Origin of the sequence: Arthrobacter sp. YD4 (assembly GCF_030410515.1) — a bacterium.
Lineage (GTDB): Bacteria > Actinomycetota > Actinomycetes > Actinomycetales > Micrococcaceae > Arthrobacter.
In genome coordinates this window covers 34,212-56,905 of the sequence record NZ_JAUHHD010000007.1, presented here as the reverse complement: position 1 = coordinate 56,905, position 22,694 = coordinate 34,212, and the positions used below count along the sequence as shown (strand labels likewise).

The 22,694-nt window shown below is 68.7% G+C and carries 24 protein-coding genes; 9 read left to right on the top strand and 15 right to left on the bottom strand.

Going from position 1 to position 22,694, the window contains the following annotated elements; genetic code table 11:
• Nucleotides 1–297: 297 nt before the first annotated feature.
• The 5 genes from QWJ39_RS15865 to QWJ39_RS15845 all read right to left on the bottom strand — a co-directional run bounded on the left by QWJ39_RS15865 (nucleotide 298) and on the right by QWJ39_RS15845 (nucleotide 4,989).
• On the bottom strand, nucleotides 298–1,323 hold the full coding sequence (locus tag QWJ39_RS15865) for an NADP-dependent oxidoreductase (protein WP_290258854.1): 1,026 nt from the start codon (nucleotides 1,321–1,323) through the stop codon (nucleotides 298–300).
• On the bottom strand, nucleotides 1,320–1,751 hold the full coding sequence (locus tag QWJ39_RS15860) for an organic hydroperoxide resistance protein (protein WP_290258853.1): 432 nt from the start codon (nucleotides 1,749–1,751) through the stop codon (nucleotides 1,320–1,322). Before QWJ39_RS15860 ends, QWJ39_RS15865 begins: the two co-directional genes overlap by 4 nt.
• A 64-nt stretch (nucleotides 1,752–1,815) precedes the next feature.
• Nucleotides 1,816–2,286: a MarR family transcriptional regulator gene (locus QWJ39_RS15855; RefSeq protein WP_290258852.1), complete on the bottom strand. Its 471-nt coding sequence runs from the start codon at nucleotides 2,284–2,286 to the stop codon at nucleotides 1,816–1,818.
• Between the two features lie 209 nt (nucleotides 2,287–2,495).
• On the bottom strand, nucleotides 2,496–3,704 hold the full coding sequence (locus QWJ39_RS15850; protein ID WP_290258851.1) for an amidohydrolase: 1,209 nt from the start codon (nucleotides 3,702–3,704) through the stop codon (nucleotides 2,496–2,498).
• Nucleotides 3,705–3,834: 130 nt separating this feature from the next.
• Entirely contained in the window at nucleotides 3,835–4,989 is a 1,155-nt protein-coding gene (locus QWJ39_RS15845) for a mannose-1-phosphate guanylyltransferase (protein WP_290258850.1), read from the bottom strand.
• 256 nt (nucleotides 4,990–5,245) lie between these two features.
• Between QWJ39_RS15845 and sdhC the strand changes: the two genes are divergently transcribed.
• The 5 genes from sdhC to QWJ39_RS15820 all read left to right on the top strand — a co-directional run bounded on the left by sdhC (nucleotide 5,246) and on the right by QWJ39_RS15820 (nucleotide 9,711).
• Nucleotides 5,246–5,626: a succinate dehydrogenase, cytochrome b556 subunit gene (gene sdhC, locus QWJ39_RS15840; RefSeq protein WP_290258849.1), complete on the top strand. Its 381-nt coding sequence runs from the start codon at nucleotides 5,246–5,248 to the stop codon at nucleotides 5,624–5,626.
• 2 nt (nucleotides 5,627–5,628) lie between these two features.
• Nucleotides 5,629–6,111 (top strand): succinate dehydrogenase hydrophobic membrane anchor subunit, encoded by a 483-nt coding sequence (locus QWJ39_RS15835; RefSeq protein WP_290258848.1) that lies wholly within the window; start codon nucleotides 5,629–5,631, stop codon nucleotides 6,109–6,111.
• Between the two features lie 117 nt (nucleotides 6,112–6,228).
• Nucleotides 6,229–8,028, top strand: a complete 1,800-nt coding sequence (gene sdhA, locus QWJ39_RS15830; protein WP_290258847.1) for a succinate dehydrogenase flavoprotein subunit — start codon at nucleotides 6,229–6,231, stop codon at nucleotides 8,026–8,028.
• A 1-nt stretch (nucleotide 8,029) separates the two neighbouring features.
• Nucleotides 8,030–8,812, top strand: coding sequence for a succinate dehydrogenase iron-sulfur subunit (locus QWJ39_RS15825; RefSeq protein WP_290258846.1), 783 nt, complete (start codon nucleotides 8,030–8,032; stop codon nucleotides 8,810–8,812).
• Nucleotides 8,813–8,940: 128 nt separating this feature from the next.
• Entirely contained in the window at nucleotides 8,941–9,711 is a 771-nt protein-coding gene (locus QWJ39_RS15820; protein ID WP_290258845.1) for an alpha/beta hydrolase, read from the top strand.
• Here the strand turns inward: QWJ39_RS15820 and QWJ39_RS15815 are convergent.
• The 10 genes from QWJ39_RS15815 to glyA form a co-directional block, all read right to left on the bottom strand.
• Nucleotides 9,668–10,711: a YihY/virulence factor BrkB family protein gene (locus tag QWJ39_RS15815; RefSeq protein ID WP_290258870.1), complete on the bottom strand. Its 1,044-nt coding sequence runs from the start codon at nucleotides 10,709–10,711 to the stop codon at nucleotides 9,668–9,670. The two genes, QWJ39_RS15820 and QWJ39_RS15815, sit on opposite strands and share 44 nt — an antisense overlap.
• A gap of 55 nt (nucleotides 10,712–10,766) precedes the next feature.
• Complete coding sequence (locus QWJ39_RS15810) at nucleotides 10,767–11,444, bottom strand: 2'-5' RNA ligase family protein (protein WP_290258844.1); 678 nt, start codon at nucleotides 11,442–11,444, stop codon at nucleotides 10,767–10,769.
• Between the two features lie 4 nt (nucleotides 11,445–11,448).
• Nucleotides 11,449–12,546: a tryptophan--tRNA ligase gene (gene trpS, locus QWJ39_RS15805; protein WP_290258843.1), complete on the bottom strand. Its 1,098-nt coding sequence runs from the start codon at nucleotides 12,544–12,546 to the stop codon at nucleotides 11,449–11,451.
• Between the two features lie 16 nt (nucleotides 12,547–12,562).
• The gene (locus QWJ39_RS15800) at nucleotides 12,563–13,396 is read right to left on the bottom strand and encodes an exodeoxyribonuclease III (protein WP_290258842.1); all 834 of its coding nucleotides are present in this window, start codon (nucleotides 13,394–13,396) and stop codon (nucleotides 12,563–12,565) included.
• Nucleotides 13,397–13,406: 10 nt separating this feature from the next.
• A complete protein-coding gene (locus QWJ39_RS15795; protein WP_290258841.1) occupies nucleotides 13,407–13,976 on the bottom strand; it encodes a hypothetical protein in 570 nt (189 codons plus the stop codon).
• Between the two features lie 109 nt (nucleotides 13,977–14,085).
• On the bottom strand, nucleotides 14,086–14,937 hold the full coding sequence (locus tag QWJ39_RS15790; RefSeq protein WP_290258840.1) for an ABC transporter permease: 852 nt from the start codon (nucleotides 14,935–14,937) through the stop codon (nucleotides 14,086–14,088).
• On the bottom strand, nucleotides 14,934–15,806 hold the full coding sequence (locus QWJ39_RS15785) for an ABC transporter permease (RefSeq protein WP_290258839.1): 873 nt from the start codon (nucleotides 15,804–15,806) through the stop codon (nucleotides 14,934–14,936). Before QWJ39_RS15785 ends, QWJ39_RS15790 begins: the two co-directional genes overlap by 4 nt.
• Nucleotides 15,807–15,816: 10 nt before the next feature.
• On the bottom strand, nucleotides 15,817–16,692 hold the full coding sequence (locus QWJ39_RS15780) for an ATP-binding cassette domain-containing protein (protein ID WP_290258869.1): 876 nt from the start codon (nucleotides 16,690–16,692) through the stop codon (nucleotides 15,817–15,819).
• A 252-nt stretch (nucleotides 16,693–16,944) separates the two neighbouring features.
• Entirely contained in the window at nucleotides 16,945–17,838 is an 894-nt protein-coding gene (locus QWJ39_RS15775) for a bifunctional methylenetetrahydrofolate dehydrogenase/methenyltetrahydrofolate cyclohydrolase (RefSeq protein ID WP_290258838.1), read from the bottom strand.
• Nucleotides 17,839–17,855: 17 nt separating this feature from the next.
• Nucleotides 17,856–19,157 (bottom strand): serine hydroxymethyltransferase, encoded by a 1,302-nt coding sequence (gene glyA / locus QWJ39_RS15770; RefSeq protein WP_290258837.1) that lies wholly within the window; start codon nucleotides 19,155–19,157, stop codon nucleotides 17,856–17,858.
• Between the two features lie 242 nt (nucleotides 19,158–19,399).
• Here glyA and purU point away from each other — a divergent pair, with 242 nt between their 5' ends.
• From purU to QWJ39_RS15750, 4 genes are all read left to right on the top strand, one after another.
• Nucleotides 19,400–20,260 (top strand): formyltetrahydrofolate deformylase, encoded by an 861-nt coding sequence (gene purU / locus QWJ39_RS15765; protein ID WP_290258836.1) that lies wholly within the window; start codon nucleotides 19,400–19,402, stop codon nucleotides 20,258–20,260.
• A gap of 54 nt (nucleotides 20,261–20,314) precedes the next feature.
• Nucleotides 20,315–20,740, top strand: coding sequence for a class I SAM-dependent methyltransferase (locus QWJ39_RS15760; RefSeq protein WP_290258835.1), 426 nt, complete (start codon nucleotides 20,315–20,317; stop codon nucleotides 20,738–20,740).
• A gap of 64 nt (nucleotides 20,741–20,804) precedes the next feature.
• Nucleotides 20,805–21,323 (top strand): gamma carbonic anhydrase family protein, encoded by a 519-nt coding sequence (locus QWJ39_RS15755; RefSeq protein WP_290258834.1) that lies wholly within the window; start codon nucleotides 20,805–20,807, stop codon nucleotides 21,321–21,323.
• A gap of 120 nt (nucleotides 21,324–21,443) precedes the next feature.
• Nucleotides 21,444–22,634, top strand: a complete 1,191-nt coding sequence (locus QWJ39_RS15750) for an ROK family transcriptional regulator (protein ID WP_290258833.1) — start codon at nucleotides 21,444–21,446, stop codon at nucleotides 22,632–22,634.
• The last annotated feature ends 60 nt before the right edge of the window (nucleotides 22,635–22,694 follow it).

Sequence of the window (22,694 nt, the reverse complement as noted above, 5' to 3'; positions counted from 1 at the left end):
TGCGACGGGTGTTCAATGACTGTCCGCTTACGGTGTTGCTCCCGAAACACTGTTGTCACTGAGGCGTTCGCAGCGCTGCGCCGAGGCGCACTGATGCCAGCTACTTTAGTGGCCTGCAACACGTCGAGTAACACAGTTCACAGCGGTTTCCCAGATTGTTGAGAAGTTGTTACCAACGCGCTCCCCTAGCCTGCCCCTCCCCTGCCCTCGGCGCGCGAAAAGGCCCCGGACTGTGAGTCCGGGGCCTTTTCGGAGCCGCACGCGGTGGGCGGGTCGGCTGTCTGCCTGGAGGCTTGCTTAGAGGCGGACGAGCATCTTGCCGGTGTTGGCGCCGTCGAGCAGGTCCATGAAGGCCTGCGGGGCGTTCTCCAGGCCGTCCACGATCGTCTCGTCGTAGCGGATGGTGCCGTCGGCAATCCAGCCGGAGACCTTCTCGACGAACTCGCCCATGTACTGCCAGTAGCCGCCCACCAGGAAGCCCTTGAGGGTCAGCTGCTTGCCGATGGCCAGCATCAGGTTCCGCGGGGCCGGGGTCGGCTCGGTGGAGTTGTACTGCGCGATGGCGCCGCACATGGCTACGCGGCCGCCGACGTTCATCACCGAGAGCGCGGCTTCGAGGTGCTCGCCGCCAACGTTGTCGAAGTAGACGTCGATGCCCTTCTCGCCCGCGGCGTCCTTGAGCAGGTCGCGGACCGGGCCGTCGTGGTAGTTGAACGCGGCGTCGAAGCCGAGCTCGAGCAGGCGGGCGACCTTCTCCGGGGTGCCGGCGCTGCCGATGACCCGGGAGGCGCCCATGGCCTTGGCGATCTGGCCCACCAGGGAGCCGACGGCGCCGGCGGCACCGGAGACGAACACGGCGTCGCCGGGCTTGAAGTCGGCAACCTTCAGCAGGCCGGCGTAGGCGGTCAGGCCGGTCATGCCGAGGGCGCCGAGGAAGGCCGACGCCGGGGCGATGTCCGTGCGGGCCGGCGAGGTGGCGCCGGCGTCCAGGACGGCGTATTCACGCCAGCCGAGGCTGTGCACCACGGTGTCGCCGACCTTGCGGTCCTCGGAGCGGGAGGCGATGACCTCGCCGACGGCGCCGCCCTCCATGGCCGCGTCCAGGGCGAACGGCGCGGAGTAGGACTTCACGTCGTTCATCCGGCCGCGCATGTATGGGTCGACGGAGATGAAGAGGTTGCGGACCAGGACCTGACCGTCCTGCAGCTCCGGCAGGGCCGACTCGGCCAGGCGAAAGTTCTCCGGCACGGGGCGGCCGTGCGGGCGGGAGGCCAGCTGGATCTCGCGGGTGCTGGTGGGAAGGGTGGTGTTCTCGATGCTCATGCGGCGACCTCCATGATGGTGATGTCTACGGTGATGTTGCCACGGGTGGCGTTGGAGTAGGGGCAGACCTCGTGGGCCTTGGCCACGAGCGCCTCGGCGGTCTCGCGGTCGACGGCGGGCAGCGCGATCTCGAGTTCGGCGGCGATGCCGTAGCCGGCGCCGCCGTCCAGGGCGCCGAGGTGGATCTTCGCGGCGACGGCGGAATCGGTCAGGTCCGCCTTCTGCTGGCGGCCCACCAGGCGCAGGGCCGAGTGGAAGCATGCGGCATAGCCGGCGGCGAAGAGCTGCTCCGGGTTGGTGCCCTCGCCGCTGCCGCCCAGCTCCACCGGGCTGGCGAGCGTGACATTGAGCTTGCCGTCGTTGGTCTGGGCGTTGCCGTCGCGGCCTTCACCGGAGGCGAGGGCCTCCGCGGTGTACAGGGTTTTCATGGGGATCCAATCTGTCGGGGTGGGGAAAGTCTGTGGTGTGGGCCGCCGGGCGGCCCGGTCGCCGTCAGTGGCCGGCATGCAGGGCGGCGGCCAGCCGGGTCAGGGTCTCGCGGAGCTGGTCCAGCTCCGCGGCGGACAGTCCGGCGGCGTCGGCCAGGCGCTGCGGAATACCGGCGGCGCGGGCGCCCAGGGCTGCACCGGCGTCGGTCAGGAAGACCTCGACGCGCCGCTCATCCTCGGCGGACCGGCGCCGTTCCACAAAGCCCAGCGCCTCGAGCCGCTTCAGCAACGGGGACAGCGTGCCCGAGTCCAGGCCGAGCTCCTCGCCGAGGTCGCGGACGCTGCGTGGCTGGTCCTCCCAGAGCACCATCATGGCCAGGTACTGCGGGTAGGTCAGGCCCAGCTCCTCCAACATCGGCCGGTAGGCCGCCGTCGCGGCGCGGGAGGCCGAGTACATGGCGAAGCACAATTGCCTGTCGAGGCGGGGCGCCTCGGGCCGGGTCACGGCGTCGGGGGTCTCTGCGGAAGAGGGCATGATTCCACCCTACGGATTTTTTCAGTTGTACGCAACTCAGTTGTGCACAACCTAACGCACCGGCCGTGGTGGCGTGCGGAAATCCCCCACGTTCGCCGTCATCGTCCGGCGTGTCCGCGGGACCCGACGGCGCGTCGCGGCGTCAGGGGGCAAAGGTGGGGAATTCCGGCGGGCAGTCCGGCGGGTAGCCCGGCGGTGAGGCGGAGGCGCTACTGCTGCCCGAGGTCGCGGAGGGTGCGCAGGGCGGCGGCGGTAAGGACCCGGATGCCCAGGCCCAGGGCGCGCTCGTCCAGGATGTAGTCGCCGCGGTGCAGGTCGTACTCCTCGCCGCCGGGGGTCTTGGTGCCCAGCCGCATCATGGCCCCGGGCAGATCTGCCAGGAACCAGGCGAAGTCCTCCCCGCCCATGGACTGCGGGGTGAGCACCACGGAGCTCTCGCCGATCTCGGCGCGGGCGGAGGCCTCGATCAGTGCGGTCTCGTGCTCGGAGTTGACCACCGGCGGGACGCCGCGGGTGTGCTCGAGGTGAACGTCGACGCCATAGGGCGCGGCGATCTGCTGGACCACCTCGTCGAGGATCCGGCCGGCGCTGTGCCAGGCGTCCCGGTCCAGGCAGCGCATGGTGCCGGCCATGTAGCCGCTGGCCGGGATGGCGTTCGGGGCGGCGCCGGCGGAGATGTGGCCCCACACCACGGAGACACCGCTGCGCACGTCCACCCGGCGGGACAGGACGGCGGGGACGTTGATAGCGATCTGGGCGAGGGCGAAGACCAGCTCCTCGGTCAGGTGCGGGCGGGAGGTGTGGCCGCCGCGGCCGGAGAGTTCGATCTTGATGGTGTCGGAGGCGGAGGTGATGGCGCCGATGCGGGTGCCGATCTTGCCCACCTCGATCCGCGGGTCACAGTGCAGCGCCAGAATCCGGGGAACTCCCTCGAGGACGCCCTGTTCGATGCAGGCATGGGCGCCGCCGGGCATGGTTTCCTCGGCCGGCTGGAAGATGATCCGGACCGTCCCGCCCAGCGGGGAGGCTTCGTGCATGCGCTGCAGCACCAGGGCAATGCCGAGCATGGTGGTGGTGTGCACGTCGTGGCCGCAGGCGTGCGTGACCCCGTGGTTCTTGGAGGCGAACTCCAGCCCGGTTTCCTCGATGATCGGCAGCGCGTCGATATCGCCGCGCAGCGCGGTGGCGATGGGTCCCTCCCCCACGTCCACGGTCAGGCCGGTGCCTTCCAGGCGGCGCGGCTTCAGTCCGGCGGCCTCCAGCCGGCTCGCGAGCTTGTCCGTGGTGCGGAATTCCTTGAAGGACAGCTCGGGGTGCGCGTGCAGGTCACGGCGGAAGTCGATCAATTCCGGCAGGAGGGGCTCCAGCCAGGGTTCCACGCGGGTGGTGGGCTCGGCCTCGGTAGTGTAATTGCGCACTCAATCACTGTAGCCACAGTCCAAAAAATAGCGGCATCCCGGACGGCGCATTACGCACCGCCGCCCGGGTACCCATCGGGTCCCGGGCGGCGGTGAAAGCGCAGGTCAGCGGCGGTTAAGCGTGGCCGGGCTAGAGGACGTCCGTGTCGCCGCTGGCCTTGAGGGCGTCGACGGCGGCCTTGACCCGCTGCGAGTGGGCCTTGGTGGTGACCAGCAGGGCGTCCGGGGTGTCCACGATCACGACGTCCTTGATGCCGATCAGGGCGATGACGCGCTTGGTGTCGGTGACCACCACGCCGCTGGCGTTTTCGGTGAAGACCCGGGCGCCGGCGCCGATCACGGTGACCTCGTCGACCTCCTTGGCGCTGTTGAGCCGGCCCACGGAGGCGAAGTCCCCGACGTCGTCCCAACGGAAGGTGCCGGGCACGACGGCGACGTCCCCGGCCTCGGCGGCGGGCTCGGCCACGGCGTAGTCGATGGCGATCTTGGGCAGAGTGGGCCAGACCCGGGCGGTGACCTCGTCACGCAGCGGGGTGTCCCACGCCTTGGCGATCTCCTGCAGGCCGGCGAACAGCTCCGGCTGGTTGGCCTCGAGGTGCTTGAGCATCAGGGACACGGGGGCGACGAACATGCCGGCGTTCCAGACGTATTCACCGCTGTCCACGTACTGCTGGGCGACGTCCTCGCTGGGCTTCTCGACGAACTCCACCACCGTGTGGGCGCTGGGGGCATTCGGGACGCTGAGCTGCTCACCGGCGCGGATGTAGCCGAACCCGGTGGAGGGGTGCGTCGGCTTGATGCCGATCGTGACGATCTTGCCGTAGGCGGCCGTGTAGATAGCCTCCCGGACGGCATCCTGGAACAGCTCGTCGGGGCTGATGACCTGGTCCGCGGCGAAGGAGCCCATGATGGTGTCCGGGTCGCGTTCGTAGAGGATGGCGGCGGCCAGGCCGATCGCGGCGCCGGAATCCTTCGGCTCGCTCTCCAGCACCAGGTCGGCGTCGTGGATCTCCGGCAGCTGGCGGCAGACGGCCTCGCGGTGGGCGTTGCCGGTGACGACCAGCATCCGACTGCCGGCCAATGGCTCCAGGCGGTCGTAGGTGGCGCGCAACAAGGTACTGCCGGACCCGGTGAGGTCGTGCAGGAACTTCGGGGCCGCGGCGCGGGACAGCGGCCAGAGGCGCGTGCCGACACCCCCGGCCGGGATCACCGCAATGAAACGGTCCAGGGGCGAATCCGCGGCGGCATCATGCGGCTCGAGGCCGGTCACATTATCAGTATTCATCACGGCCACTCTAACGGACGGGGCCCCGGAGCCCCGGAAAGTGCACACCAAATTGACCGGCAATGCCAGCGAATGTGGCGTTCGTCTCAAAACCGGGCAAAAACCGCGGAAGCTCCCCGCCGTACCGCCGCCCTGAATTGAATAAGCTGACAGCGAAGCCTAGATTTAGGCTTGAGCTTACGAGTGCTCTCGCAGCAGGCGTTCCCCCCGCGTGGATCCCATGCCAGCGCCGCTGTGTTGCAGGGAGGTTTATTCAGTGCCGACAAAACCAGCTGGCACCTTGTACCGCGGCCGTGAAGGCATGTGGTCCTGGGTTGGACACCGCGTTACCGGTGTAGTGATCTTTTTCTTCTTGTTGGTCCACGTGCTGGACACGTCGTTGGTGCGTGTGTCCCCGGAGGCATACAACGCCGTGATCGGCTCTTACAAGAACCCCCTCATGGCCCTGGGTGAAACGGGCCTCGTCGCGGCGATCGTCTTCCACGCCTTCAACGGCCTCCGGATCATCGCCGTCGACTTCTGGAAGAAGGGCGCCAAGTACCAGCGCCAGATGCTGTGGACGGTTCTGGCCCTCTGGGTCATCGTCATGGTCGGCTTCTCCATCCGCCACCTGTCCCTCGCCCTCGGAGGTCACTAGCCATGAGTGCAACGCAGATCCAGACCCCGCGCTCCGGCAAGGTCGGCGCGGGCCGCGTCGCCCCGAAGTACAACCGCAACGGTTCCTCGAAGGGCAACTTCGAGATGCTGGCATGGCTGTTCATGCGGCTCTCCGGTGTCGTGCTGGTGGTCCTCATCTTCGGTCACCTGTTTGTGAACCTGATGGTCGGCGGAGGCATCCACGCGGTCGACTTCGGCTTCGTCGCCGGCAAGTGGGCCGACCCGTTCTGGCAGGTCTGGGACCTGGCGATGCTGTGGCTGGCCATGCTGCACGGCAGCAACGGCGTCCGCACCATCATCAATGACTACGCCGAGAGGGACGCCACGCGCCTGTGGCTGAAGATCGTGCTGTACGCGGCCGCCGCGGCAATCGTCATCCTCGGCACCCTGGTGATCTTCACCTTCAACCCCTGCCCCGTGGTCGACGGCGTGCAGCTGCCCGGCGGGTTCTGCCCCGCCCCGTAGCCGCCCCGGTCCCCGGCCGCTGAGTCCTGCCTGCCCGGCGGGCAGGAACAGCGGGCCCCACCGTCCTGGTCTCGCCGGCGGTGTTCACAGCGAATTTTGAGAGAAAGAGCATCTGGTATGCAGGTCCATAAGTACGACGTCGTCATCGTCGGCGCCGGTGGCGCGGGCATGCGCGCAGCGATCGAATCCGGTCAGCGCGCCCGAACAGCGGTACTGACCAAGCTTTATCCCACGCGCTCCCACACCGGCGCGGCACAGGGCGGCATGTGCGCCGCCCTGGCCAACGTCGAGGAAGACAACTGGGAATGGCACACCTTCGACACCATCAAGGGTGGCGACTACCTGGTTGACCAGGACGCCGCCGAGGTCATGGCGAAGGAAGCGATTGACGCCGTCCTGGACCTCGAGAAGATGGGCCTGCCGTTCAACCGCACGCCCGAGGGCCGGATCGACCAGCGCCGCTTCGGTGGCCACACCCGCGACCACGGCAAGGCCCCGGTCCGCCGCGCCTGCTACGCCGCCGACCGCACCGGGCACATGATCCTCCAGACCCTGTACCAAAACTGCGTCAAGCACAACGTTGAGTTCTACAACGAGTACTACGTGCTGGACCTGCTGACGGTTGAGGAAGACGCGGTCCGCGAGGACGGCACCCCGTACAAGCAGAAGCGCGTTGCGGGCGTCGTGTCCTACGACCTGGCCTCCGGCGAACTGCACGTCTTCCAGGCCAAGTCGGTCGTGTTCGCCTCCGGCGGCGCCGGCAAGGTCTTCAAGACCACCTCCAACGCCCACACGCTTACCGGTGACGGCATGGGCATCGCGTTCCGCCGCGGTATCCCCCTGGAGGACATGGAGTTCTTCCAGTTCCACCCGACAGGCCTGGCCGGCCTGGGCATCCTGCTCTCCGAGGCGGCCCGCGGCGAGGGCGCGATCCTGCGCAACTCCGAGGGTGAGCGCTTCATGGAGCGTTACGCCCCCACCATCAAGGACCTGGCGCCCCGTGACATCGTGGCCCGTTCCATGGCCAACGAGGTCCGCGAGGGCCGCGGCTGCGGCCCGAACAAGGACTACGTCCTCCTGGACCTGACGCACCTGGAGCCGGCGCACATCGATGCCAAGCTCCCGGACATCACCGAGTTCGCCCGCACCTACCTGGGCGTGGAGCCGTACACCGAGCCGGTGCCGGTCTTCCCGACCGCGCACTACGCCATGGGCGGCATCCCCACGAACATCAGCGCCGAGGTCCTGCAGGACAACGACACGATCGTCCCGGGCCTCTACGCCGCCGGTGAGGTTGCCTGCGTGTCCGTCCACGGCTCCAACCGCCTGGGCACCAACTCGCTGCTGGACATCAACGTCTTCGGCAAGCGCGCCGGCGTCGCCGCCGCCGAGTACGCCAAGACCGCCGATTTCGTGGAACTGCCCGCGGATCCGGAGGCCTACACGCTGAACCTGCTGGAGCACGTCCGCACCGCCAACGGCACCGAAAAGGTGGCCCAGATCCGCAAGGAACTGCAGGACACCATGGACGCCAACATGCAGGTGTTCCGCACCGCCGATACGCTGAACCAGGTCCTGGCGGACATCGCATCTTTCGAGGAGCGCTACCAGCGGATCAACGTTCAGGACAAGGGCAAGCGCTTCAACCTTGACCTGCTCGAGGCCGTGGAGCTGGGCTTCCTGCTGGAGCTTGCCAAGGTCATGACCGTGGCGGCCCTGCACCGCGAGGAGTCCCGCGGCGGACACTTCCGCGAGGACTTCCCCGAGCGCGACGACGAAAAATTCATGAAGCACTCCATGGCGTACAAGGATGAGCACGCTCCGGCGGACGGTTCCGCCGAGGCGATCGCTGGCATCCGGCTGGCTACCAAACCGGTGGTCTTCACGCGCTACGAGCCGATGGTGAGGAAGTACTAAGATGACCGCTGAACTCGCTGAGCCAGCCTCCAAGATCGAACTGCCCGCCGGCGTCGGCGGCGGCGGGGAAATCCCGTCCTTCGACGTGACGCTGCGCGTGCGCCGCTACAACCCCGAGGTCTCCGAGGAGGCCACCTGGGACGACTTCCAGGTCACCATGTACGGCACCGACCGCGTGCTGGACGCCCTGCACAAGATCAAGTGGGAGCAGGACGGCAGCGTCTCCTTCCGCCGGTCCTGCGCGCACGGCGTCTGCGGTTCCGATGCCATGCGCATCAACGGCCGCAACCGCCTGGCCTGCAAGACCCTGCTCAAGGACCTGGACACCACCAAGCCCATCACGGTCGAGCCGATCAAGGGCCTGCCGGTCGAAAAGGACCTGATCGTGGACATGGAGCCGTTTTTCCAGTCCTTCCGTGAGGTCATGCCGTTCCTGATCAACCGCGGCCACGAGCCCACCAAGGAACGCCTGCAGTCCGCCGAGGACCGCGAGCGGTTCGACGACACCACCAAGTGCATCCTGTGCGCCGCGTGCACCTCGTCCTGCCCGGTGTTCTGGACCGACGGCCAGTACTTTGGCCCGGCCGCGATCGTCAACGCGCACCGCTTCATCTTCGACTCCCGCGACGATGCCGGCGACATGCGCCTGGAGATCCTCAACGACAAGGAAGGCGTGTGGCGCTGCCGCACCACCTTCAACTGCACCGAGGCATGCCCCCGCGGCATCCAGGTCACGCAGGCCATCGCTGAGGTCAAGCAGGCTATCCTGTCCCGCAAGGTCTAAGCACCGCTGAGCCCTCCACGGGCACAGCACCACGACGACGGCGCCTTCCACCCTTGGGTGGGGGCGCCGTCGTCGTGTTCCCCTCCCATACCCCTCCGCCGCCCCACTGTCTCCGTCGAAAGGCCCCCGTGTCCCGCTCCGAAAAAGTCACCTTCGAAGGTTCCACCGGCGAACTGCTCTCCGGGATCATCGACCTGCCCGAGGGGCCGGTGAAGGGCTGGGGCGTGTTCTCGCACGGCTTCACCCTGGGCAAGGACAGCCCGGCCGCCTCCCGGATGTGCAAGGCGCTGGCGGACAACGGGGTGGGCATGCTGCGCTTCGACAACCTGGGCCTGGGCGGCTCGGCGGGCGAATGGTCGGCCGGGTCCTTCAGCCACAAGGTGGCGGACACGGTCCGGGCTGCGGAGTTCATGCGCGCCTCCGGGCGGCCGGTGTCGCTGCTGGTGGGCCACTCCTTCGGCGGTGCCGCCGTGCTGGCGGCGGCCCACAGCATCCCGGAGCTGGACGCGGTGGCCACGGTGGGCGCGCCCTTCTCGCCCAAGCACGTGGCCCACGTCTTCGACGCGGCCCTGGACCGCATCCTCAGCAAGGGCAGCGCCGAGGTGGACCTGGGCGGCAAGCGGGTGGAGATCCGCCGGCACTTCGTGGAGGACCTGGAGAACGCGGACCTCACCGACTGCATCCGCCGGCTGCACAAGCCGCTGATGGTACTGCACTCCCCCACGGACACCACGGTGGGCATCGAGAACGCCAGCAGCATCTTCCAGACCGCCCGGCACCCGCGGAACTTCGTCTCGCTGGAGGGCTCGGACCACCTGCTCACCGGAAAGGGGCAGGCGGCCCGGGCGGCGAAGATTATTTCGGCGTGGGCCGATCAGTACCTCGACGCCGGAAACTAGCCGGCGCCCGCCGCGGGCGCACGCGCGGCTCGGCGGGGGTCCGGCCGGGCTGGACCTGGCGGGCACCCCAGCCGAGGGTCTTGTCCACCGGGCCGGCGGACCGGTCTGATTCGCGCACGGCGGACCAGGAGGCGGAGACCAGGTAGACCTGGCTGACCAGGTTGAACCAGACCAGCAGCCCGATGATGATGGCGAACGGGGCCAGGATCGGGTTGCGGCCCGAGCTGGCCAGCAGTTGGGTGCTGAAGAACTGCAGCACCGTGGTGCCTGCGGCGGCCATGATGGTGCCCTCCAGCAGCGCCCGCCGCGACAGGCGCACCCCGGCCGCCACCCGGAACATGATCAGGGCGGTCCCCCATGCCAGCAGCAGGGGCACCACGATGGTCACCGACGTGGTCAGCGGACCGGCCAGCAGCGGGTCCAGGTGCAGCAGGCCGGCAACCCAGTCGGCGGCCGTGCCGAACACCAGGGACGCGCCCGCGCTGACCACCAGGGCGGCACCGAGAAGCAGCAGGGTCCCGGCGTCGCGCAGGATCTGCAGCACGGGCAGGATGGGCCGCGGGCCCAGCTGCATCATGCCGCGGACGCCGTCGCGGACCCCGCTGATCCAGCCGAGCGCGGTGAACACCGTGACGGCGGCGGCGATCAGGGCGGTCCAGCCGAGGTTGGACGGGTTGAGCAGCTGGTGCGGGTCCACCAGTCCCGGGCCGCCGTTGACCTTGAGCAGGCCGGGGGCGGCGCCGGCGACGCTGCGGATGATCTGTTCCAGCAGGGCGGGCTGGCCGTTGAGGATCAGCCCGGCGAGGGAGAATCCGGTGGCCAGCAGGCCGGTGATGGAGAAAAACATCCGGAAGCCGATGCCCGCGCTCAGGAGCGGGCCGCGCTGGAGGTTGTAGTGCATGAAGGCACGCTGCGGCCGGAAGGTGTTGATCTTCGCGAACAGCAGCGGCATGCCCGCCAGGACGTTGCCACCGGAGCGGCGGGCTTTGACCCAGTCCATCCGCTTGTGGATGACCTCCAGGCGCAGCCCGGGCAGGTCCGTGGGTGCGGGTGGGCTAGCGGGGGCCTTCTGGGGCGCCTTCGCCTCGGTGGTGGTCACGTTCGCTGCCAAAGTCCAGTTCTTCCCGTAGCTGCCAGATGCCGTTGTCATCGTGCTCGTAAAGACCCATGCTAGCCACCGGGAAGCTGGCCCTGTAATCCTTCAGCGCCGTTTCGGCCTCGTCGAGGCTTTCCGGGGCGACGTCGTGGGCCACGGTGACGTGCGGGTGGTAGGCGAAGGGCAGCTCGCGCTCCAGTGGGCCGCGCTGCAGCTGCCGGTGCAGGTCCACGCACTCGCCGAACCCCTCCTCCACCTTCAGGAACACCACCGGGGAGACGGGCCGGAACGATCCGGTGCCGGCGATGGTGACGGTGAAGGGCTCCTGCCGGCCGGCGACCTCGCGGACGTGCCGCCGGGTGGCCTCCCAGTCCCGGGTGGTGGTGGTGGTGACCAGCGTGATGTGGGCGGGCACCGTAGCGGCCAGCGGGTCCCCGAAGGAGGCCCGCCAGCGCCGCAGCTCCTCGGCGATCCTGGGCGGGAAGCCCAGGATCACGCCGATGCTGATGCCGTCCTCCGGAGCGTGCGCGTCCTGGCCCGCGGGCGCGGCCGCCGAGGGGGCGGTGCCGCCGGTGTCCCGGGAGAGGCCCGTGGACGTGCCGGTTTCGCTCGCGGTGACGTTGCTGGCGGAGGACATTGCCCTAGATGTCTCCCCGTGCCCCGGCGTACGGCAGGAAGCCCACCTTGGCGTACACGTCCTTGAGGGTGGCCGCCGCGGCTTCCCGGGCCTTGTCCGCGCCGACCGCCAGGAGGCGGTCCAGCTCGGCCGGGTCGGCCAGGAGTTCGTTGGCGCGGTCGCGGATCGGGCTCAGGTGTGCCGTCACCACCTCCGCCAGGTCGACCTTCAGGTGGCCGTACATCTTGCCCTCGTAGGCCGCGGTGAGCTGCTCGATGGACTGCCCGGTGATGGCCGAGTAGATGGTCAGCAGGTTGGAGACGCCCGGCTTGTTCTCCCGGTCGAAGCGGATCTCGGTGCCGGTGTCGGTCACGGCGGACTTGATCCGCTTGGCGATCAACTTCGGCTCATCCAGCAGGTTGATCAGGCCGGCCGGGGACTCGGCCGACTTGGACATCTTCGCCGTCGGATTCTGCAGGTCGTAGATCTTCGCGGTTCCCTTCTGGATGAAGGGCTGCGGCACGGTGAAGGTCTCGCCGAAGCGGGAGTTGAAGCGCTGGGCAAGGTCGCGGCTGAGCTCGACGTGCTGGCGCTGGTCCTCACCGACGGGGACGCCGTGCGGCTTGTACAGCAGGATGTCCGCGGCCTGCAGGATCGGGTAGGTGAACAGGCCCACGCTGGCCTGGTCCGAGCCCTGCTTGAGCGCCTTGTCCTTGAACTGGGTCATCCGGGAGGCCTCGCCGAAGCCGGTGATGCAGTTCAGCACCCAGGCCAGCTGGGCGTGTTCGGGCACCTGGGACTGGACGAAGAGGGTGCACTTGTCGACGTCGACGCCGCCGGCGATGTACTGGGCGGCGGTCACCCGGGTGCGGCGGGCCAGCTCGGCCGGGTCCTGGGGCACGGTGATGGCGTGCAGGTCGGGGATGAAGAAGACGGCGTCGTATTCGTCCTGCATCCGGACCCAGTTCACCAGGGCGCCGAGGTAGTTGCCCAGGTGCAGCGAGTCGGCGGAGGGCTGCATTCCGGAGAGGATCCGCTGGCGGGTGCCGGGGGCAGCCGCCAGTGCGGCGTCGGTGGAGGGGGTGGCGTCGGGGATCAGCGACGCGGTGGCGGGAGAGGTCATGGGGAAAGCCTTAAAACTAGAGCCGGTAGTCCACTACCAGCGGGGCATGGTCGGAGAAGCGGGTATCCCAGGACGGCGCCCGGTCAACGACGGCCTGCACCGCTGCGGCGGCGAGGGCGGGGGTGGCGAGGTGGTAGTCAATCCGCCAGCCCGTGTCGTTGTCGAAGGCCTGTCCCCTTTGCGACCACCAAGTGTAGGGGCCGTTGACGGTACCCGCCAGGCCCCTGTGAACATCCTTCCAGCCAATTTCCTCGCCCATGAAGCGGTCGAAATAGGCACGCTCCTCGGGCAGGAAGCCGGCACGTTTGACGTTGCCCTTCCAGTTCTTGATGTCCAGCTCCGTGTGGCCCACGTTCAGGTCCCCCACGACCACGGCGTGGTCGCTGTGCTTGGCCAGCTCCGGCAGCCGGGTCAGCATGAGGTCCAGGAAGCGGAACTTATCGTCCTGCTTCGGGGTCCCGGCTTCGCCGGAGTGGACGTAGGCGCTGACCACGGTCAGCGTGGCGGGGTTCCCGGCGGCGTCGCGGACGATGTAGTCCGCCTCCACCCAGCGGCCCGCCGTCGAGAAGTAATCGTGGCCGATGTGTCCCCGGGTGGCCGTCGGCTCCGTGCGCGAGGCGATGGCGACGCCGGCGCGGCCCTTCGCCTCGGCTTCGGCGTGCAGGATGTGCCAGTCGTCGCCGAGCAGGTCCCGGACCACGGCGTCGGGCGCGCGGACCTCCTGCAGGCAGAGGATGTCCACCTCGCGCGCCGCCAGCCATTCCGCCATGCCCTTTTTGTAGGCGGCGCGAAGGCCGTTGACGTTGACCGTTGCGATGCGAAGGTGGTCCTTCTCCAATGCCGAGCTCACCCGATCCACTCTAGTCGATGATGGTTCCGCTCACCGGCTCGTCGGAGGAGCCGCCGGACTTGATCATGTCCCGGGCGTTGGTGGCGGTGATTTCGATCGTCTCGAGGGCGCGGCGGATGGTGTCCTGGTCCGAGGCCTCGCCCTTTGCCCGTTCCTGCTCGACGACGCGGACCTGCACCTGGACGATCTTGAAGGAGTGGTCCAGCTTCATGTCGCGGACCTCGTCGGCTTCCCGGCGCTCCCCGACGACGCGGGTGCCACCGTGGTCGGCGCTGCCAGCCGACGGCGCCCGGCCTACGGCGGAGTTGAAGGCGTTCTGCGCCTCGTTGAGCTTGGCCCCGGCGCGCTTGGCGGCCTTCTGAATGCTGAAGACCACGAAGGAGGCCAGCGCCAGCCAGAAGAAGGCGATGACGGCGACAACCCAGCCCACGACGTCGTTCTGGTTCGCCGCGAAGATCACGGCCACCAGGAAGGCGATGATGAACACCGTCATGCCGAGGCCGCCGATGCGGAACATCGGGTTCTTGCCGGCGGCGGCGAACGGGGACGTGGTGGAGGAAGGGTTGCCGAGGGATCGCATGGGTCCATTATCGCAAACGGCGCGCACCACACGCGGCGCTTCCACCCCCGGCGAACGGCGGCCGTCGTCCGAGCCTGCAGGGCCCACGGCAAGGCCGCCGCCGGGGCCGCTACTTCAGGAACAGCCGGCGCAGGCGGCCGGTGGTGAGGGCGACGCCGAGCACGATCATCACCAGGTAGTAGCCGATGTGCAGCGCCGTGGAAGCGTCGAAGGCCCCCACGCTGATCTGGCGGAGCAGCTCCACCCCGTGCCAGAGCGGCATGGCCTGGATCAGCAGCTGGATGGGTCCCGGGTAGACGCTCAGCGGGTAGAAGGTGGCGCTGAAGAGGAACATCGGCAGCATGATGAAGTTGATCCAGTCCATCTGCTGGAAGGTCTTCATGAAGCTGGTGATGCCCATGCCGAAGCTGGCGAAGCCGAACGCAATCAGCACCGAGGCCGGGATCATCAGGATGGCCCACGGGGTGGTGATCAGGCCCATCACGCCCATCACCGCGGTGAACCCGGTGGCGTACATGAGGCCGCGAAGCAGGGCCAGGAAGATCTCCCCCATCGCGACGTCGATCGGTCCCAGCGAGGTGTAGAGCATGCCCTGGTAGAGCTTGGCGAAGTTCATCTTGAAGAAGACGTTCCAGGTGGAGTCGTACACGGCGCCGTTCATCGCCGAGACGGCCAGCAGCGCCGGAGCGATGTACGCGGCGTAGGAGATCTCCTGGCCGCCGGGGCCCTGCACCGTGCCGACGATCGCGCCGAGGCCCACGCCCATCGAAATCAGGTAGAGCACGGGTTCGAAGAAGCCCGAGAGCATCACCATCCAGTTGCTGCTTTTGGTGGCCATCAGCCCGCGGGCGACGACGGCGCGCACGTTGCGCGAGTACAGCGGGCCGAAGCGGCGGGCGCGGGCGGCGTCGGCGACGCTGGGGGCGCCGTCGTGGTGTCCGGCGGTGGCGAACGTGCTCATGCACCCATCCTCGTGGCGAACTGGCGCCGGGTCAGGACCCAGCCGAGGACCGTGAGGCCGGCCAGGACAATCAGGTGGACGGCGCTCAGCCAGGCCGGCTCGGGGTAACCGTACGTGACCACCCGGCCGAGTTCTGTGCCGTGCCAGATCGGGGAGATCCAGCCGACCCAGCGCACCCCCAGCGGCAGGGTGTCCAGCGGGAAGAAGGTGCCGGAGAACAGGAACAGCGGCATGACGATGAAGCGCATCACCATGGCGAACTGGCCCTTGTCCTCCTTGATCCGGGCCGCATACGCCATCAGGGGCAGGCCGAAGGCGAGGCCGGCCAGGGTGGCGATGAGGATCGAGACCCAGCCCCAGCCGCTGGGTGAGGCCCCGAACAGGGTCACCACGCCGAAGTAGATGGCTGACTGCAGCAGGAACCGGACTGTCACGGCGATGATCTGTCCGGCGGCGATCTGTTCCGGGGTCAGCGGGGAGGCGTGCGGGCCGTAGTAGACCCGGCGCCACTTGAACCCGTCCATCACCGGGAAGGTGAACTCGTTTGCGGCGGTCATCACGGCGGCGGAGATCAGCAGGGCCGGGGCGATGAAGGTCAGGTAGCTGACGCCGCCGAAGGCCGCGGCGGAGTTTGAGTCCACCAGCGTGGCCAGTCCCACGCCCATGGCGAAGAGGTAGGCGACGGGCTGGCCCACGCCGTACATGACGATGGTCCAGCCGTAGCCCTTCATCACCCGCAGGACCTGCTCGGCGTAGTAGAACGCGCCCCAGCGGCGGGCCTTGGCCGCGGAGACCTCCGGCGCGTGGGCGCGTCCGGTCCCGGTCTGCGGCTTCGGGCTGGCCGCCGTCGTCTGTCCCGGCTCGGTCACGGCCGGATTCCTAGTCAACGAGGCTCCGGCCGGTCAGGCGCAGGAAGACGTCCTCCAGCGAGGAGCGGCGCACCAGCGAGGTGACGGGGCGGAGGCCGCGGGCGGAGACCTCTTCCAGGGCGGCCTCGCCGTCGTTGGCGTAGATCAGGACGCGGTCCGGGAGGGTTTCGACGCGTTCGCCGATGCCCTCGAGCTCGGCGCCGACGGTGGCGTTGCGGGCGGACCCGAAGCGCAGTTCGAGCACCTCGCGGGTGGAGTATTCGCGGATCAGGCTGGCCGGGGAGCCCTCGGCCATGATCCGGCCCTTGTCCACCACGATCAGCCGGTCGCAGAGCTGCTCCGCCTCGTCCATGTAGTGGGTGGTGAGGATCAGGGTGACGCCCTGTTCCTTGAGCCGGAACAGCCGGTCCCAGAGGATGTGGCGGGCCTGCGGGTCCAGGCCCGTAGTGGGCTCGTCCAGCAGCAGGATCTTGGGCTCATTGATCAGGGAGCGGGCAATCGTGAGGCGCCGCTTCATGCCGCCTGAGAGCGCGTCCACCTTCGCCTTTGCCTTGTCGGTCAGCTGCGCGAACTCCAGCAGTTCGTCGGCCTTGGGCTTGAGGTAGCTCATCGGCAGGCCGAAGTAGCGGCCGTAGACCAGCAGGTTGTCCCGGACCTTGAGCTCCTCGTCCAGGTTGTCCTGCTGCGGAACCACGCCCAGGTGCGCGCGGACCTCGGGGCCGTGTTGCTCCGGGTCCAGGCCCATGATCGTCAGGGAGCCGGAGGTGCGCTGGGAGACGCCGCCGATCATCCGCATGGTGGTGGACTTGCCGGCGCCGTTGGGGCCCAGCAGGCCGAAGGCCTCGCCGGCTGGCACGCGGAAGCTGATCCCGTCCACGGCGGTCATGTCGCCGTAGCTCTTGGTCAGGTTCTCGGCGGTGATGACGTACTGGGCGGGGCCGGATTCGGCGGCGCTTTCCACGGGCGATTCTTTTGCGGCGAGTTCAGGCACCCGAAACACGCTAGTCCATCCGGGCAAACCATGAAAGAGTCTTTTCGTAAATTCTTGGGACTTTTCGGGCCGGGAAACCCAACTGACTCGCAGCTGGGGCCGTTTTGGGTGCTGAAAACGGCCTCAGCTGCGAGTCAGTTGCGGTGGTTAGTCCTGGAGCTGGCGTTCGGCGGTCTCCACCACGTTGGCCAGCAGCATGGCGCGGGTCATCGGTCCCACTCCCCCGGGGTTCGGGGAGATCCAGGCGGCGACGCCGGCCGCGGCGGGCTCCACGTCCCCGGTCACCACGGCCTTGCCGTTGCCGTCGTCGACTCGGCTGACGCCCACGTCCAGCACGATCGCGCCGGGCTTGAGGTCCGCGGCCTTGATCATGTGCGGCTGGCCGGCGGCGGCGATGACGACGTCGGCCTGCCGGATTTCGGCGGGCAGGTCCACGGTGCCGGTGTGCGCCAGGATGACCGTGGCGTTGACGTCCTTGCGGGTCAGCAGCAGTCCCACGGGCCGGCCGATGGTGACGCCGCGGCCCACCACCAGGACGCGCTTGCCCTTGAGGTCGATGCCGTGGCGGGTCAGCAACTCAATGCAGCCCTTGGGCGTGCAGGGCAGCGGGGAGGTCATCGGCCCGGACACGTTGGCCACCAGGCGGCCAAGGTTCATCGGGTGCAGGCCGTCGGCATCCTTGTCCGGGTCCATCGCCTCGAGGATGACGTCCTGGTTGATGTGCTTCGGCAGTGGCAGCTGGACGATGTACCCGGTGCATTCCGGGTTCTCGTTCAGTTCCCGGACCACGGCCAGCAGTTCCTCCTGGGTGGTCTCCTCGGGCAGGTCGCGGCGGATCGAGGTGATGCCCACCTCGGCGCAGTCCTTGTGCTTGCCTCCGACGTACCAGGTGCTGCCCGGGTCGGAGCCGACGAGGATGGTGCCCAGTCCCGGGACGACGCCGCGGGCCTTGAGGGCGGCGACGCGTTCGGTCAATTCGGCCTTGATGGCGGCCGCGGTGGCCTTGCCGTCGAGGATGCGAGCGGTGCGGGTTTCAGTCATGTCGTTGGTCAACCGGATCACCACTGCTCGTGCTGCGGGTACAGCGGGAAGTCGGCGGCGAGCTTGTCCACTCGCGACTGGAGGGCCTCGACGTCGGCGCCGGTGCCTGCCTTGAGGGCGGTGGCGATGATGTCGGCGACCTCGGTGAATTCCTCGGCGCCGAAGCCGCGGGTGGCCAGGGCCGGGGTGCCGATGCGCAGGCCGGAGGTGACCATCGGCGGGCGCGGGTCGAACGGAACGGCGTTGCGGTTCACGGTGATGCCCACGGAGTGCAGAAGATCCTCGGCCTGCTGGCCGTCCAGCTGGGAGTTGCGCAGGTCCACCAGGACCAGGTGCACGTCGGTGCCGCCGGTGAGGACCGAGACGCCGGCCTCGGCGACGTCGGCGGCGTTCAGCCGGTCGGCGATGATCCGGGCGCCCTCAAGCACGCGTTCCTGGCGTTCCTTGAACTCCTCGCCCGCCGCGATCTTGAACGCCACGGCCTTGGCCGCGATGACGTGCATGAGCGGGCCGCCCTGCTGGCCGGGGAAGACGTTGGAGTTGATCTTCTTGGCCCACTCCTGCTTGGCCAGGATCACGCCGGAGCGCGGGCCGGCGAGGGTCTTGTGCACGGTGGAGGTGACGACGTCGGAGTGCGGCACCGGGCTCGGGTGCAGGCCGGCGGCCACCAGCCCGGCGAAGTGCGCCATGTCGGTCCAGAGCAGGGCCCCGACCTCGTCGGCGATCGAGCGGAAGGCGGCGAAGTCGAGGTGGCGCGGGTAGGCGGACCAGCCGGCGATGATGACCTGGGGCTTCTCGGCGAGCGCCTGCTCGCGGAGCTTGTCCATGTCCACCCGGAAGGTGTCCTCCTCGACCTGGTAGGCCGCGACGTCGTACAGCTTGCCGGAGAAGTTCAGCTTCATGCCGTGGGTGAGGTGCCCGCCGTGGGCCAGGGACAGGCCCATGATCTTATCGCCCGGGGTGATCATCGCGGAGAGGGCGGCGGCGTTGGCCTGCGCGCCGGAGTGCGGCTGGACGTTGGCGAACTCGGCACCGAAGAGGGCCTTGACCCGGTCGATCGCGAGCTGCTCGGCGACGTCGACGTATTCGCAGCCGCCGTAGTAGCGGCGGCCCGGGTAACCCTCGGCGTACTTGTTCGTCAGCACGGAGCCCTGGGCCTCCATGACGGCGCGGGGGGCGAAGTTTTCGGAGGCGATCATTTCCAGGGTGCCGCGCTGGCGGCCGAGCTCCTGGTCCAGGACGGCGGCGATCTCGGGATCGAGTTCAGCGAGGGGCTGGTTGCTTATGGCTGCTGAAGAAAGGCGAAGGGAAGTAGTCACGAAGAACTCCTGGCTTGGCAACGGTCACTGCTGTGAGGTCAGGTTACCGGCTGGTCCGCGCCAGCGCCGCTAGATGACGGTGCCCGCGGGAGGGCAGCGCGGGGCTGCCAACCGGAAAAACATGACCCTCGGCCCAGGCGTACGATCCGTGGTCTGCGTGCGTGCCGCTCCCTGGTGGTAAGCCACCCAACGCCAGTTGCGACAGGTTAAGCCTATCCCAGCCGCGGGTAGGCTGTTCTATCGTGACTGACGACCAGCTGACTGCCTCCTATATCCTCACCCTCTCCTGCCCGGACCGGCCCGGCATCGTGCACGCGGTGGCCGGCGCACTGCTGGTGGCGGGCTGCAATATTACGGACTCGCAGCAGTACGGCAGCGAGGGCACGGGCACCTTCTTCATGCGGGTGGAGGCGACGACGGCGGCCCCCGAATCGGAGCTGCTCGCCGCGCTGGAGCCGGTGGCACAGGCCTTCGGCATGCGGTGGAGCCTGAACCCGGCCGGCCGGAAGCTCCGCACCCTGCTGATGGCCAGCACCTCGGCGCACTGCCTGAATGACCTGCTGTTCCTGCAGCGGTCCGGCACGTTGCCGATCGAGATTCCGGCGATCGTCTCCAACCACCGCGACCTCGCCGGCCTCGCCGAGTTCTACGGCATCCCCTTCCACTACATCCCCGTCACGAAGGACACCAAGGTCCAGGCCGAGGACGCCCTCCGCGCCCTGATGGCCGAGCACGACGTCGAACTGACCGTCCTGGCCCGCTACATGCAGATCCTCTCGGACGAGCTCTGTACCGAGCTGACCGGCAAGGCCATCAACATCCACCACTCGTTCCTACCCTCCTTCAAGGGCGCCAAGCCGTACCACCAGGCGCACGCCCGCGGCGTGAAGCTGATCGGCGCCACCGCGCACTACGTCACCGCCGCCCTGGACGAGGGCCCGATCATCGAGCAGGAGGTCATCCGCGTGGACCACCGGCGCACCGCCGAGCAGTTCGTGCAGATGGGCCGCGACGTCGAGGGCCGCACCCTGGCCCAGGCCGTGCAGTGGCACGCCGAGCACCGGGTGCTGCTGGACGGCAACCGGACGGTCGTCTTCAGCTAGCCGTTTCCGGGAGGGCCCTTGCCGCGTGCGCGGCCGGGGCCCTTTACTGGAGCCATGACCACACCCGTGACCAGAAACAACGGGGCGCAGCGGCTGGACGACTTCGTGGCCCTGCTCAAGGAGGAGGGCCGGCACGCCGTGCTGGGCCTGGACTGCGGCACGGGTGCCGAGGGCCTCGCCTTCGTCCGCGCCGGGCTCCACTTCACCGGCGTGGACGCCTCCGAAGAAAACATCCACGCCGCCCGCGCCCACGGCCTCTCCGCCTCGGTTGCAACCGCCGCGGCCCTGCCGTTCGCGGACGCAGCCTTCCCGGCCGTCTGGGCCCCCGACGCCCTGGCCGGACTCGACGCCGAGGCATCGGACGGCGCCCTCCGCGAACTCCGGCGCGTGGCCGAACCCGGCGCACCGATCGCCGTCGTCCTCCCGCAGGGCGGCCCGGACGCCGGTCCCGGACCCGGCTTCACGGTTCTCCGCGCGTGATTCGTGCCTGATCCGAGCCTCCCGGCGCTCCCGCAGGTCCGGCCACTGTCCTAGGCTGGGGTCCATGACTCCCGTTTACGCTTTCGCCGGCGAGACCCCGGCCGTCCACGACTCCGCCTTCGTTGCCCCGAGCGCCTCGATCATCGGCAACGCCACCCTCGCCGAGGACTCCAGCGCCTTCTACGGCGTCACGGTCCGCGCGGACACCGCCGCCATCAGCGTCGGCGCCGGCAGCAACCTGCAGGACAACGTGGTGCTGCACGCGGACCCGGACTTCCCCTGCACGGTGGGCGCGGGCGTCAGCATCGGCCACGGCGCCGTGGTCCACGGCTGCACGGTCGAGGACGACTGCCTCATCGGCATGGGCGCCACGGTCCTCAACGGCGCCGTGATCGGCGCCGGCTCGCTCGTGGCGGCGGGCGCCGTCGTGCTCGAGAGCACCGTCATCCCGCCCCGGTCGCTGGTTGCGGGCGTGCCCGCCAAGGTGCGCCGGGAACTGACGGAGGAGGAGTTCGACGGCGTCCGCCACAACGCGGCGCACTACCGCGAGCTCGCGCGGGCGCACCGCGAGCTGCACCGCTGATCCGTAAGCTGATCCGTAAGCTGATCCGTGGTCTGGTTCGTGGGCTGATCCGGGGGCGGGCGCGCCGAGGCTTGCGTTAACTTCTTGACTACAAACCCCTGATGGTGCACGCTTCTTTGCATGCCCTCACCAACGCGCTCAACGAGGAGCCGCACGAAAAACCCCGGGTCGCAGTCCGCGCTCCGCCATTTGAACCAGCAACGGATCATCGAATGCCTGCTCGCGGGCCCGTCCACGCAGGCTGAACTGGCCCGGCAGACCGGGCTCTCCACGGCCACGGTGTCCAACATCGTCAAGATCATGCAGGACGCCGGGCTCGCCTCCACCGAACCCACCACCAGCTCCGGACGCCGCGCCCTGAACGTCCGGCTCAACAGCCAGGGCGCCGTGGCCGTGGGCATCGACTTCGGCCGCCGGCACCTGCGCGTGGTACTGGCCTCCCTGAGCTACCACGTCCTGGCCGAGGAGGCGGTGCTCCTGCCGCTGGGCCACCACGCCGAGGACGGGATCGCCGCCGCCGTCGCCGTCCTTGACCGGCTGCTCGATACCAGCGGCGTCGAGCGCAGCGCCCTGGTGGGTGCCGGCGTCGGCATCCCCGGCCCCATCGACCGCCGTTCCGGCACCGTCGCGCAGGGCGCCATCCTGCCGGAATGGGTCGGCATCAACATCCTGGAACGCCTCGAAGAAGCCCTGGATCTGCCGATTTTCGTCGACAACGACGCCAACCTCGGCGCCCTGTCCGAGGTGACGTGGGGACCGCACAGCGGCACCAGTAACCTGCTCTTCCTCAAGATCGGTTCGGGTATCGGCGCGGGCCTGATCATCAACGGCATGCCCTACTACGGCAACGTCGGGATCACCGGCGAAATCGGTCACGCCACCATCCACGAACACGGCCTTGTCTGCCGCTGCGGCAACCGCGGCTGCCTGGAAACCGTCGCCTCCACCACCACCATGCTGGAGTTGCTCAGCCGCGGCGACGACCGGCCCATGACCAGCGAGGACATCGTCCGCAAGGCCCTCGCCAAGGACTCCGCCACCCTGCGCGTGGTGGACGACGCCGGCCTCGCCGCCGGGCGGGCCCTGGGCAACGTAGCCAACCTGATCAACCCCGAAGTGATCGTCGTCGGCGGGCCGCTGGCGGGCCTCGGCGAGCTCCTGCTGGACCCCATCCGGCGGGGCCTGATCCGGCACGCCGTGCCCGTGATCGGCGAGACCACCACCCTCACCATGTCCTCCCTGGGCGACCGCGCCGAGGCCCTCGGGGCAACCGCGCTGGTCTTCCAGCAGGCCGGAATCCGGCGCAACTAGCTCCACCGTTATCCGTCCGTTGCGTTAAAGACTTGACGACAACGACGTGATCCAGTTTAC